Origin of the sequence: Streptomyces sp. MNU76 (assembly GCF_020982545.1) — a bacterium.
Classification (GTDB): Bacteria; Actinomycetota; Actinomycetes; order Streptomycetales; family Streptomycetaceae; genus Streptomyces.
Map to the genome: position 1 here is coordinate 18,933 of NZ_JAJKLK010000024.1, position 12,895 is coordinate 31,827.

The window sequence follows — 12,895 nt, forward strand, 5'->3', positions numbered from 1 at the left end:
CCTATGGCGTGGGCGTCGGAGTGGTCGACGGCTCGGCCTGGGTCACCGAAGAACACGACGAACCGCACTCCAGCCGGTACCCCATGCCGCGGATGGCGTCGATGGTGCAGCAGCTCTCCCCGTCCTCCCGGAGCCTGCCCCGCACCCGGCGGATGTGCACGGAGAGGGTGTTGCTCTCGAGGCTGTCGGTGCCCCACAGGGCGCGGGTGAGCTCGGCGCGGCTGACGACCCGGCTGGCGTTCTCCATCAGATAGCGCAGCAGCATGAATTCACGCACGGGAAACTGCAGTGAGCGGCCTCGTACATAGACGTGAAAGCCCGCTGGATCAAGCTCAATGTCACCGACGACCAGCGGCTGCGCGTCGCTGTCGTCGTCCCGGCCACCGGACATCAGCAGGGGGACGATCTCCCCGGTCCGGTAGGGGCGGGCCACGAAGGCGATGGCGCCGGCCGCCACCGCGGCCGTCGCCTCCGCGGCCCCCTCAGGACCGGCTCCCACCAGGACAGGCACCGGGTGGAGCCGGGCGATCAGCTCGGTGACCCGCGAGGCGCCCACCACCGGCAGCGGGGCGCCGAGCAGCACCGCGCGCGGGTGGCAGGCGCCGACCTGCAGCAGGGCCTCGGCGCCGTCGTGACAGACGACGGTCCGGATGCCCGCGCCCTCGAAGCCGGCCAGGGCCTTGGCGGCCAGGTCCGCGTCGGGCTCGGCCAGCAGCAGGTCGGGGTTCTTGCCGTCTTCCGGACCGCTCAGGCTGCCTTTCACGGCAGGCTGCGGCGGCCGGTGTGCGTCGGGTGTCACCCGGGGAACTCCTTCACGTGATGCGCGCAAAGGGACGGACACTGAAGTGGGCCCGTCAGCCGAAGCGGCCGGAGATGTAGTCCTCGGTGCGCTGGTCGGAGGGGTTGGAGAAGATCCGTGCCGTCTCGTCGTACTCGACGAGCCGGCCGTGTCGTACGCCCTTGTCGTCCACGTCCGCGGTGAAGAAGGCCGTGCGGTGCGAAACGCGCGCCGCCTGCTGCATGTTGTGCGTGACGACGATGATCGTGAACTCCACGGCCAGGTGCTCCATGAGGTCCTCGATCTTGGCGGTGGCGATCGGGTCGAGGGCCGAGCAGGGCTCGTCCATCAGGATCACCTCCGGCTTGACCGCGATGGTGCGGGCGATGCACAGCCGCTGCTGCTGACCACCGGAGAGCGCCAGCGCGGAGGTCTTCAGCTTGTCCTTGACCTCGTCCCAGAGCGCCGCGTGCGTGAGGGTCTCCTCGACCAGGTCGTCGAGGTTGCCCTTGAAGCCGCCCACCCGGGGCCCGTAGGCGATGTTGTCGTAGATCGACTTGGGGAACGGGTTGGGCTTCTGGAAGACCATGCCGATACGGCGGCGGACCTCGATGGGGTCGACGTCCCGGCCGTACAGGTCCTCGTTGTGGTAGCGGATCTTGCCCGCCACGCGGGCGGTGGGCACGAGGTCGTTCATGCGGTTGAAGCAGCGGATCACGGTGGACTTGCCGCAGCCGGACGGGCCGATCATCGCGGTGATCTGACGCTCGCCGACATTCAGGTTCACATCGCGTACGGCCTCGTGGTCGCCGTAGAACACCGACAGGCCGCCGACCTCGAAGACCGGGCTGGCCAGGGACGGCGCCTCGCGATAGGAGACCCGCGGGGTCCTGGTGCCGCCGACGGAGTCGGAGGGAGAGGTCATGGAAGCCTCCTGGTCGGAGAGGACGGTGATGTCGGTGCGGTCGGATATTGAGGTCATGGCGGTCACCACTTGCGGCTGTAGCGGTTGCGGAGCCAGATCGCCAGGGAGTTCATCGCGAGCAGGATCACCAGCAGGATGACGATCGCGGCCGAGGCGAGCGCGGTGAACTCGGCCCGGGACTGGCTGATCCAGCCGAAGATCTGGATCGGCAGCGCGGTGAACGGGCTCTCCACACCGGTCGGGTTGAAGGTGATGAAGGTCAGTCCGCCGAGCAGCAGCAGCGGAGCCGCCTCACCGATCGCGCGGGACAGGGCGAGGATCGAGCCGGTCGCCATGCCGGGGACGGCCGCCGGGAGCACCTGACGCCAGATCGTCTGCCACTGGGTGGCGCCCAGCGCGAGGGATGCCTGGCGGATGGACTGCGGTACGGCGCGGATCGCTTCCCGGGAGGCGATGATCACGGTCGGCAGGACCAGGAGGGACAGGGTGAGCGAGGCGGTCAGCACGGTCTGGCCGAAGCCGAGCCCGCGGGAGATGATGCCGAGCCCGAGGATGCCGTAGACGATCGACGGAACGGCCGCCAGGTTCTGGATGTTGATCTCGATCACGCGGTTCCACCAGCGGTTGGAATCCGCGTACTCCTCCAGGTAGATGGCAGCGAGGATGCCGGTCGGCAGGCAGTACACGGCGGTGAAGGCGATGATCCAGAGCGTGCCCATGATCGCCGACTGGGCGCCGGCATTCCCGGGATCGATGATGTCCGGGAAGTTGGTCCAGATCCGCGAGTCGAGCCGGGGCCATGCCTCCACGACGACATAGACCAGCAGGGAGGCGAGGAAGACCACGCCGACCGCCAGCGACGCCCACAGGCTGAGCTGGAAGAACCGCTCCCGCACCGGGGTGCCCTTGCCCTTGAGACGGGGCACTCCGGGGTCGTCCGCCACACTGACGTCTTTGTCCATGACGTTGCTCATCACTCGTACACCTCCCGGTACTTGCGGACCAGGCGAATGCTGACCAGGTTCATCACCAGGGTCATCACGAACAGCAGGGTGCCCACTGCGAAGATCGTCTGGTAACCGGTGGAGCCGGTCGGCAGGTCACCGATACCGGCTGCGGCGATGAACGCGGTCATCGTCTGCATGCCTTCGAGCGGGTTGAAGGACAGGTTGGGACGCCCGCCTGCGGCGACCGCGACGATCATCGTTTCGCCCAGCGCCCGGGAGATGCCGAGCACGACGGCGGCGACGATGCCGGACAGCGCGGCGGGGAAGACGACACGGGTGGAGACCTGCATCCGTGAGGAGCCCAGCGCGAACGCGCCGTCCCGCAGAGCGCGCGGCACAGCGTTCATGGAGTCCTCAGAGAGTGAGGCGATCGTCGGGATGATCATGATGCCCATCACGAAACCGGCCGCCAGGGCGTTGAAGACCTGTGGACCGTCGCCGGCCGGCCAGATGTCCTGCAGCAGCGGGGTGATCGCCTTCAGCGCGAAGAAGCCGTAGACGACGGTGGGGATGCCCGCGAGCACCTCAAGAACGGGCTTGAAGATCGTACGGACCCTGGGGTGGGCGTACTCGCTCAGGTACACGGCCGCGCCGAGCCCTAGCGGCACGGACACCAGCAGGGCGACGAGGGTGACCATCAGCGTGCCGGTGACCAGCGGGATGACGCCGAAGTGCGGCGGCTTGAACAGCGGCGCCCAGTTGGTGCCGGTGATGAAGTCGCCGAAGTTCACCTTGCCGAAGAACTCGCCGGCGGGCGGGATGAGGGCGATGACGATGCCGATGGTGGTCAGCACCGAGACCAGGGAGGCGGCCACCAGGAGCACCTTGATGGCCTTCTCGCCGTAACGCGGCTGGGACCGCTTCAGGAAGCCGGGGCTTCCCGAAGCGGCCCGCCGCCCGGTGACGGAGGAACTCATGACTTGTGCGCGGCCTTGAGTGCCTCGAGGGCCTTCTTCAGCTCGGCCTCCTGCTCGGAGTTGAGCGGCACGAACTGCGCCTTCTCGGCGATGTCGGCGTTGTTCTCGACGTAGTACTCGACGAACGCCTCGACCTCCGCCTTGTCCAGCGAGGTGGCCTTCGGGTAGATGAACAGCGGCCTCGACAGGGGCTTGTAGCTGCCGTCCTGCACGGTATCGACGCTCGGGGCGACACAGCCGTCACCGCCGTCGACCTTCAGGGCCTTCAACTTGTCCTGGTTCTCCTCGTAGTAGGAGAGACCGAAGTAGCCAAGGCCGCCCTTGGAGCCGGAGACGCCCTGGACGGTGACGTTGTCGTCCTCGCTCGGCGAGTAGTCGGTGCGCGAGGCACCCTCCTCACCGTTGATGGCGTCGGTGAAGTAGTCGAAGGTGCCCGAGTCGGTACCGGCGCCGAACAGCTCCAGCTTCTGGCTCGGGAACTTGGAGTCGACCTGGTTCCAGTTGTTCACCTTGGAGCCGGGCTCCCAGATCTTCTTCAGCTGCTCGACGGTCAGGCAGTCGACGAAGTCGTTGTCCTTGCTCACCACGACGGACAGACCGTCGTTGGCGACGGTGAACTCCTCGTACTTGATGCCCTCCTTGTCACAGAGGGCCTTCTCCTCGTCCTTGATCGGACGCGAGGCGTTGGAGATGTCGGTCTCGCCCGCGCAGAACTTCTCGAAGCCACCGCCGGTGCCGGATGTGCCGACCGTGACCTTGACCCCGGAGTTCTGAGCCTGGAAGAGCTGGGCCGCCGCCGTGGAGAGCGGCGCCACCGTGCTGGAACCGTCGACCTTGATGTTCCCGGCCAGCTTGTCACCGCCACCGTCGCCCGAACCCGCGTCGGCGCCGCCGCACGCGCTCGCGGCCAGCATGACGGCAGCCGTCAGGGCCAGGGGAGCCTTGGCCCGGCGCAATGAAGGGGAAATGTTCACGACTCTCGATCCTCATGTCTGCCGGGATGCTCCGGCGGTGGACCGGTGCGCGGCGCGCTCCGTTCGGACACTCTGGATCGAAGTCTGCCTATATGAACGGAGGGTGTACGGACGTCCCCTCCCGTATGAACTATAGCCATTCATCTATATAGATGGATCTTGATTTATTTGACAGGAGGGGTTCCGGAACGGCGCCAGGACCCCACGCCACCGGAGGGGCAGAGTTCGGCCGGAGTTCACCGTTCGGCCGCCTCGGGGTGCGCACGCTCCCCCTAGCGTCATTGATCGACGTCCACCTATACACCGGTTGCCGTCCCCCTGACACCCGAACGCGTGGAGGAACCGTGCCCGATCAGCCCGGCGACCGTACTGGCCGATCCGCCGACCTGCCCCTGCTGACCAGCCACAACACCGTGCGGTCCGCGCTGACCTGCCGGTACCGCTGCGGCGACGCCTGCTCCCACGACGCACCCAACCGCTCGCTCAACACCTACTTCGGCGACGTCGTACAGCGAGCCCTGTCCCGCAGAGGCGCCCTCAAAGGCGGCGCGGTGCTGGCCCTCGCCGCCGGCGGAGCCACGCTCGCGGCTGCTCCAGCGGGGGCCGTCGCGCCCTCCGGCGGGCGCCCGCCGCGCGGCCTCGACTTCGAGGTGGTGGCCCCGAACACCGCCGACGCCGTGACGGTCCCGGACGGTTACGCGCAGCAGGTCGTCATCCGCTGGGGCGACCCGCTCCTGGCCGGCGCCCCGCGCTTCGACGCCCGCAAGCAGAGCGCCAATGCCCAGGCCCGGCAGTTCGGATACAACGCCGACTACATGGCCCTGCTCGACGCTCCCCGCCGCGGCCACCAGCTGCTCGTGGTCAACCACGAGTACACCAACGAACAGATCATGTTCTTCGGATACGACCCGGCCAACCCGACCCGCGAACAGGTCGAGATCGCCTGGGCCGCGCACGGCCTCACCGTCCTGGTCGTACGGGGCGACCGTCACTCCGGGAAGCTGTGGCCGGTCGTCGGGGACGCCCTCAACCGCCGGGTCACCGCCACCACTCCGTTCCGGTTCACCGGCCCGGCCGCCGGCAGCGCCCTGCTCCAGACGAGCGCCGACCCGACCGGCCGCACGGTCCTGGGCACACTGAACAACTGCGGTGGCGGCACCACCCCGTGGGGGACCGTCCTTTCGGGCGAGGAGAACTTCAACCAGTACTTCGCCAACGCCGCCGCGGTCACCGACCCGGTCGCCAAGGCGCGCCTGGCCCGCTACGGCCTGCCCACGGGAGCCAGCGAGCGCAAGTGGGAGCGGTTCGACCCCCGCTTCGACATCGGCAAGGAGCCCAACGAACCCAACCGGCACGGCTGGGTCGTCGAGATCGACCCGTACGACCCGACCTCCACCCCGCGCAAGCGCACCGCCCTCGGCCGCTTCAAGCACGAGGCCGCCGAGCCCCGCCTGACCCGCGACGGCCGGGTCGCCCTCTACATGGGCGACGACGAACGCTTCGACTACCTCTACAAGTACGTCTCCACCAAGGCGTTCAAGAAGGGCACCTCGCGCGCCGCGCGCGAGCACAACCTCACGCTGCTCGACGAAGGCACCCTGTACGTCGCCAAGTTCACCGGCGACAGCCCGGCCGCCGAGATTGACGGCACCGGAAAGCTGCCCGAGGACGGCGCCTTCGACGGCGGCGGCGAGTGGATCCCGCTGGCGACCGGCAACAAGTCCCACGTCGCGGGCATGACCGCCGAGGAGGTGTACGTCTTCACGCGCCTGGCCGCCGACAAGGCGGGCGCCACCAAGATGGACCGGCCCGAGGATGTCGAACCGCACCCGTACACCGGCCGCGTGTACGTCGCCCTGACAAACAACAAGGATCGCGGCGCGGCGGGCAAGGCGGGCCCGGACGAGGCCAACCCCCGTACCGGCAACAAGCACGGCCACATCCTGGAGCTTGACGAGCACCGCGGAGACGCGGCGTCGAAGTCGTTCCGCTGGCGCCTGATGCTGGTCTGCGGCGACCCCGACGACCCCGCGACGTACTTCGCGGGCTTCGACAAGGACAAGGTCAGCCCGATCTCCTGCCCCGACAACGTCGCCTTCGACGAGCACGGCAACCTGTGGATCGCCACCGACGGGGCCGCGCTGGGCTTCCATGACGGCCTCTTCGCCGTCCCGGTCAAGGGCTCCGAGCGCGGCCACGTCAAGCAGTTCCTGACCATGCCCAAGGGCGCCGAGTGCTGTGGCCCGATCATCACCGAGGACCGCGTCCTGATCGCCCCGCAGCACCCGGGCGAGACCGACGGTGCCACGGCCGAGAAGCCGGGATCCGTATGGCCCGACGGGCCGGGCAGCATCCCGCGGCCGTCGGTCGTGACGGTGTGGAAGGAGAAGCGCCGGTAGACCACCCTCACCCGCCTGTCCGGGCAGTCTCGACTGCCCGGACCGGACAAGGCCCAACTTCCTGGCCCCGGGACAATGACTCAGCGGGGCTCAGGAGAACTTGAGGGATGTCGCGCACTCGGGGCGGTTGCGCTCGACGTCAGTAGACAGACCGACCCTGCGGCTGGGCCAGAGACCAGTTGAGCAGGCAGCGGACTCCACCGCCGTGGAACACGCCCGTAGGCCGTGGGCGCCGGGGTAAATCGGACACAGCTTGTGGACATTGCGACAAGGGTGGTGGGCCGCCCCGGACCTCCAGGCTTACGCGGGAAAGCGGTTCGGTGGATCTTGCCGACACCGGGAGCAGAGCCAGTAGAGTATGGCCTTCGTCACAGCTTTGGATGGGGATAGCGACACGATGCGCTGCTGCGATGCGACACCGACCACGTCGCCGGCCGCCTCGTAAAGCGATACGACCTGCGGGGGACACGATCTCTGCAGAACAAATCTGCTCGGCGAGCTGCGCGGCCTCGGCCTGACCGTGGCCGAGATCCGCGAGCTGACCGCTGCCTGGGCGGACTGCGCCGGGCAGCCGGTCGGCTCACACCTGACCGAGGTGCTGCACCGCCCCCGCGAACGGTCGCGGCAGCGCATCGCCGCCCAGCAGCAGATCCTCGACCGGATCGAGAAGTTCGAGGCCGAGCACCAAGCGGACTTGGTGGGCGGCGGTGCTGTTTCCTACCTACCGGCCCCGCCCGGCGGGCAGGGACTGGCCCGCGCACGCCGTCTGGCCTGATGACGGCATTCCCCGCGCCGTCTTCGTGTAACGCGAGGCTCTCGAAGGTGGCCGGTGAGGTCGTGGCCTACGGAGATGGCGAGGGGGCCGAATGCGCTGGCGGCGATGGTGATGGTGTGGGCGGTGCCGAAGTAACGGGGCAGGGTGGCGGATTCGGCGGCGCTGTAGCCGATGGCTGTCCAACCGGGTTCGACGTGGTGGAAGGCCAGGCGAGCGAGCCGGCTGCTGACTTAGTCGGTCAGTTGTTGTCGTACGGCGGAGGAGGATTCGGGGCGGCGTCGTATGCGGTACGGCATCTCCAGGACAGGTACTCCTCGACCACCGTCAGCGCTTGGGCGAAGGTCTTCACCCGGCGCTCCTTTCGTACAGCCCGCTGATTGAGGGCGTACGTCAGGAAGGCGACGACGAGGCGGCCATCGGGATGACCAGTGCGGCTCTCGGTCCAGGTCCGGCCGCTGTTCGTCGTCTGTGCCGCCGCGACTTCGAGCGGGGCCCACCAGGCTGGTTGGTCCCCGCACCAGACCGGCCTGGCGTCAATTCCCCCACGCCCGGGTCCGGATCGGAGTGGCGAGCCCTCGTCCGGAGAGGGCCGTACCGCCCTCCGTGGCGTCCGCGTCCGGCATGAGTTCCCGGAGGATCTGGTGAAGGGCGTTCTGCGCGATGAGTGGCCGCCGAGCATCACCCGAGACGGGGTGGGGACATGCCGGGGCCGTTCCTCGTGGGAGTCAGCGCACCAGTGCGTCCGCCATGCGATCGCCAATCTCCAGCGGCACGGGGTCGACAACGCCGAGACGGCTGCCGGGGTCCTTGGTGAACTCCAGGAAACGCGAGAGGGGCCCGACGTGGGTCAGGTGGAGTTCGTGCATGGCCCTCGTGCAGGCGATGTAGAGCATGCCCTTGTCGATCTCGTTGGCGTAGTTCGTGTCGTCGACGTCCGGGACGATCACGGTGTCGAACTCCAGCCCTTTGGCGATGTGCGCCGAGGTGATGACGGTGCCGGCGCTGAACTCCGTGCTCTCGTAGTCGAGGAAGGTCAGCTCGACGCCCGCCGCCGACAGGGTCCGGTGCAGGCCCTCCGCCTGCGCGACGGTCTTGCAGACGATGCCGAGGGAGCGGTACTCGCTCTGCCGGTGCCGCTCGGCCAGCGCCAGAATGTCCGCCTCCTGCGTCTTCCGGTCCGCAGCGGTGATGACCTGCGGCGGCAGCCCGTGCCGCTCGATCGGGACGAGTTTGTCGTTGCGCGAGATGTGCTGGGCGAAATCCGTGATCTCGGACGTGGAGCGGTAGCTCTTGCACAGCTCCAGGCAGTCCGACTCCGGGAAGATGTCGCGGATCACGGGCAGCGAGGAGGAACTGAGCGGGTTCACCGACTGGTTGGCGTCCCCGAGGATGGTCATCTTGCAGGAGAACAGCTCGCGCAGCACCGCGTACTGGACGGGCGCGTAGTCCTGCATCTCGTCCACCAGGAGGTGCCGGATGCGGCCGTAGCCCTCCTGCCGGGACGTCCTGATCATGGTGTAGACCAGCGGGAAGACATCCGCGTACTCGATCTTCTTCCGGCCGAGCGGCTTGAACAGGCCCTTGCGCCCGGGGTCCTGGTAGAACGCCTTGTAGAGGGCGAACGCGTCCTTGTGGGGGAACATGGCGCGCACCTGCTTGCGGATGCCGTTGCTGTCCGCTGCCGACCACTTGCCGCCCTTGTCCAGCACCTCCTGCCGCAGCCGGCTCGTGGCGCTCTCGGCGAGGAGGTCCAGCCGGGCGAAGACGGGCAGGCCCCGCGAGGCCGTGAAGGCGTCGGCGACCCAGTCCTGCGACAGCCGCTTGTTCCTCTGCTCGATCTCCCGCGGCGTGAAGTCCTCGTCTCCGCGCGCGGCGAGCCACACTTCGAGCAGGGTGACGAACTCCGGCGCCGCCTTGAAGCGCATCCGCTGGGCCGCCGCGTCGTCCGCCCCGGCGAGCAGCTTGACCACCTGCTCGCTGAAGGTCTCGAACTCCGTCACCTTGGCGAGAAACCGGTCGGCGATCTTCTCAAAGTCGATCTCCGCGATCTGCTCCTCACCCAGCTCGGGAAGAACGTTGGCGATGTAGTCCCCGAAGACCTTGTTGGGGGAAAGGATCATGACGTTGTCGGACGACAGGGAGTCCTTGAAGCGGTAGAGCAGGAACGCCACCCGGTGCAGGGCGATCGACGTCTTCCCGGAACCCGCCACACCCTGCAGGATCAGTACCTGCGCCGTCTCGTTGCGGATCACCTCGTTCTGCTCGCGCTGGATCGTCGCGACGATGTTCTTCATCCTGTCGTCGGCGGACTGGCTCAGCTCCCGCTGCAGGATCTCGTCGCCGATGGTCAACGCGCTGTCGAACATGTACTCAAGGCGGTCGCCCGCGATCTTGTACTGGCGCTTGCCCGTGATTGTGCCGTGGACGGTGCCGCTCGGGGCCTCGAAGTGCGCGGCACCCGACTCGAAGTCGTAGTAGAGGCTGGAGACCGGGGCCCGCCAGTCGTGAACCAGGATCTCCTGGGTCTGCGGGTCCGAGAAGTCATGGACGCCGATGTAGTGGCCCTTCCCCTCCCCGTCGTCTGTGCGGCGGAAGTCGACACGGCCGAAGTAGGGCGATTCCAGCAGGCGTTCCATGTGCCGGCGTACCGTCACGACGCCGTCGCCCACACCGACGGAGGTGTTGACCTCGGTGCGCATGGCGGCCTTCTCGGCGGCGTCCATGTCGCGCCAGTTCTCCCACATGAACTCCTTCTGTTCCTGGATGGTCTTGGCAGTCCGGTCGATGGAGGCGCTGAGCCGCTCCAGCTCCCGTTTCAGCAGGCGCACCGTCTCGGCCAGGTACTGCCGCTCTTGTTCTTCGTCTCGCGTCTGCAGGTCCGTCAAGGCCGTCTCCGGTTCAGATTTCCACATCGAGTCTACCGTCACGTTAGAGTAGAGTAGACGTATCGCCTGAGCGGACATCAACCGTGAACCAGCACCACCGGCGCCAACAACTCTTCGCCGTGGTGCGTGTCGAGACTGGGCGCGCTATGGACCGGAGACGGTCGCGAACACGCTGATCGGAAGCCACAGCGACGTGAGCCGCGTACACCGGCGGGAAGCGTGCGGACGGGACGTCGCACCAACCGGGCGAGGCAGGCACACGGACAGGCCACAGCGATCAATACTCTCTCGCGACGACAGATATTTCCCTGGGGCGTCGAACACGTTCGCGCACATCGGGAAGTACTCCACCGCCGCCGTGAGATGCAGCTGAAGGAGGGCAGCCCCTTGACCGGGCGGGAGTTCGACGCGGACGGGGTCTCTGTCCGCAGGGGGTGGTGGCGCATGCGCACCCGGGCCGGCAGGCTCCGGATCCGCGGGGCCCGGCTGACGCTTCTGACCAGTTGTGGCGTGGAGATCGACAGCGAAGTGCTGCCGCGCGTTCGCGCGACGGCGCCCTGGTACGCCCCGGCCGGTTTCGTGCGGCTGGTGCTGGCCGGCCGGACGTACTGGGTCCGGCTCACGGCTCAGCGTGCCCGGAGGGCCGTGGAGGCCGTGACGGCATGGCGCCACGAGCAGTAGGACGATCCGGCCGCTGCAGCACCCTGCCGTCAGTCGGCGTCGGTATGCGTGACGGTTGCGTGGGGGCGCCGCAGCAGGCCGGTGAGGTCCCGCAGGAGAGAGAAGGCGTGTGCGCCGGCCTCCACCGGGTCGGAACACGCCGCGTCGGGAAATCTCTTGGCGATGACGCGGCGGGCGTTCGTGGCGGCCCCGTTCGCGGAGAGCACCACAAGCTGAACGACCGGGGCGGATGGGTCACTGTTCGGGCGCAGGCGTACGGGCGAGGAGTACGGCGAGCGCGGCGAGGGCGGGAAGTGCGGCGAGGACGACGAGCGCGGGGCCGTAGTCGCCGGTGATGTCGTGGCCGAGGGAGACGGCGAGAGGGCCGAAGGCACTGGCGGCGATGGTGACGGTGTGGGCGGTGCCGCGGATGGCGCCGAGGTGGGCGGTGCCGAAGTAGCGGGGCAGGGTGGCCGACTCGACGACGCGCAGCAGGCCGCCGGAGGTGCCGAGCAGGATGCCGTAGCCGATGGCCGTCCAGCCGGGTGAGACCAGGCGGGCGGAGAGTACGCCGCAGGCCAGGATCGTCATGGCGGCGGTGAGCACGATCTTGGGCGGGAGGCGGTCGATGAGGGTGCCGACGGCGAGGGTGGCGAGGAGGGCGGCGGCGGTCTGGGGCAGGAAGTTGGCGGCGGCCTCGGCCGGGGTGAGGCCGCGTTCGCCGAGCAGGGCGATCTGGTGGAAGTTCAGGCCGGTGGTGAGCATGCTGCTGGCGGCCAGGCAGGCGGCGACCGCCCAGAAGATGCTGGTGCGCAGGGCCCGGCGCAGCGGCCAGCCGGTCAGTGGGGCGTGGGGGTCGGTGTCCTTGTCCGGGGTGATGCCGTCGACGTGCTGGCCGATGTCGGCGGGGCGGTTGCGGATGCCGAACAGGGCGAGTGGGAGGACGACGGCCCACACCGCGATGCCTTCGATGGCCCATGCCTGGCGCCAGCCGTACGCGGCGATCAGGCGCTCGATCAGGAGGGGTGCGAGGGAGATCCCGGCGGTGCCGACGGCGCCGGTGATGCCGAGGGCGAGGCCGCGGCGCTTGTCGAACCAGTAGGCGACCGTGGTGGTGGCCACCAGGGACAGGGCGCCCTGTCCGGCCATGCGGATGCCGACGAACCCGGCCGTCAGCCCCACGAGCCCGGTGACGAGGGACAGGGCGATGAGGATCGCACCGAAGACGGCCGCCACGACGGTGATCACCCGGCGCGGGCCGTGGCGGTCGATCATCCGCCCGACCAGGGGCATGGCGCAGGCGCCGACGAGGGTGCCGGTGAGGTAGGCGGTGGAGACCTGGGTGCGGCTGATGCCGAGGTCGGTGATGAGCGGGTCGATGAAGACCGAGACGCCGGTGGTCTGGCCGGGAGCCGTCATCGCCATGGCGAGGGCGCTGTAGGCGACGATGCGCCAGCCATGGAAACGCCCGCCGGACGCGGGGCCGGCGGGCGCGACGGTGGGGTCGGCTCGGGTGTGGAAAGGTTTGGCGGTGCGGCTCAGGACTGCTCCTCCCGGCCGTCTCCTCTGTCCCCG

11 protein-coding genes are annotated in these 12,895 nt (G+C 68.5%); 3 read left to right on the forward strand and 8 right to left on the reverse strand.

Annotated elements, in window-relative coordinates; genetic code table 11:
* Window position 1 precedes the first annotated feature (1 nt).
* The 5 genes from E4N62_RS38565 to E4N62_RS38585 form a co-directional block, all read right to left on the reverse strand.
* Window positions 2–799, reverse strand: coding sequence for a response regulator transcription factor (locus E4N62_RS38565; protein ID WP_230222149.1), 798 nt, complete (start codon window positions 797–799; stop codon window positions 2–4).
* Window positions 800–854: 55 nt separating this feature from the next.
* Complete coding sequence (gene pstB, locus E4N62_RS38570) at window positions 855–1,703, reverse strand: phosphate ABC transporter ATP-binding protein PstB (protein WP_230222853.1); 849 nt, start codon at window positions 1,701–1,703, stop codon at window positions 855–857.
* A 62-nt stretch (window positions 1,704–1,765) separates the two neighbouring features.
* Window positions 1,766–2,677: a phosphate ABC transporter permease PstA gene (pstA, locus tag E4N62_RS38575; protein WP_230222151.1), complete on the reverse strand. Its 912-nt coding sequence runs from the start codon at window positions 2,675–2,677 to the stop codon at window positions 1,766–1,768.
* On the reverse strand, window positions 2,677–3,627 hold the full coding sequence (pstC, locus tag E4N62_RS38580; RefSeq protein WP_230222153.1) for a phosphate ABC transporter permease subunit PstC: 951 nt from the start codon (window positions 3,625–3,627) through the stop codon (window positions 2,677–2,679). The genes pstA and pstC overlap by 1 nt, the downstream gene beginning before the upstream one ends.
* A complete protein-coding gene (locus tag E4N62_RS38585; RefSeq protein ID WP_230222155.1) occupies window positions 3,624–4,601 on the reverse strand; it encodes a PstS family phosphate ABC transporter substrate-binding protein in 978 nt (325 codons plus the stop codon). Before E4N62_RS38585 ends, pstC begins: the two co-directional genes overlap by 4 nt.
* 344 nt (window positions 4,602–4,945) lie before the next feature.
* On the opposite strand from E4N62_RS38585, the gene E4N62_RS38590 reads away from it, so the two are divergent.
* The gene (locus E4N62_RS38590; protein ID WP_230222158.1) at window positions 4,946–7,000 is read left to right on the forward strand and encodes a PhoX family phosphatase; all 2,055 of its coding nucleotides are present in this window, start codon (window positions 4,946–4,948) and stop codon (window positions 6,998–7,000) included.
* 520 nt (window positions 7,001–7,520) lie between these two features.
* Entirely contained in the window at window positions 7,521–7,775 is a 255-nt protein-coding gene (locus E4N62_RS38595) for a hypothetical protein (protein ID WP_230222160.1), read from the forward strand.
* Between the two features lie 725 nt (window positions 7,776–8,500).
* Here the strand turns inward: E4N62_RS38595 and E4N62_RS38600 are convergent.
* Window positions 8,501–10,660, reverse strand: a complete 2,160-nt coding sequence (locus E4N62_RS38600; RefSeq protein ID WP_230222162.1) for a UvrD-helicase domain-containing protein — start codon at window positions 10,658–10,660, stop codon at window positions 8,501–8,503.
* Window positions 10,661–11,047: 387 nt separating this feature from the next.
* Between E4N62_RS38600 and E4N62_RS38605 the strand changes: the two genes are divergently transcribed.
* Window positions 11,048–11,341 (forward strand): hypothetical protein, encoded by a 294-nt coding sequence (locus E4N62_RS38605; protein WP_230222164.1) that lies wholly within the window; start codon window positions 11,048–11,050, stop codon window positions 11,339–11,341.
* Between the two features lie 29 nt (window positions 11,342–11,370).
* Here E4N62_RS38605 and E4N62_RS38610 read toward each other — a convergent pair whose 3' ends face one another.
* Together E4N62_RS38610 and E4N62_RS38615 are read right to left on the reverse strand one after the other, a co-directional pair.
* On the reverse strand, window positions 11,371–11,550 hold the full coding sequence (locus E4N62_RS38610) for a hypothetical protein (protein ID WP_230222166.1): 180 nt from the start codon (window positions 11,548–11,550) through the stop codon (window positions 11,371–11,373).
* A 25-nt stretch (window positions 11,551–11,575) separates the two neighbouring features.
* A complete protein-coding gene (locus tag E4N62_RS38615) occupies window positions 11,576–12,745 on the reverse strand; it encodes an MFS transporter (protein ID WP_230222168.1) in 1,170 nt (389 codons plus the stop codon).
* Between the last annotated feature and the right edge of the window lie 150 nt (window positions 12,746–12,895).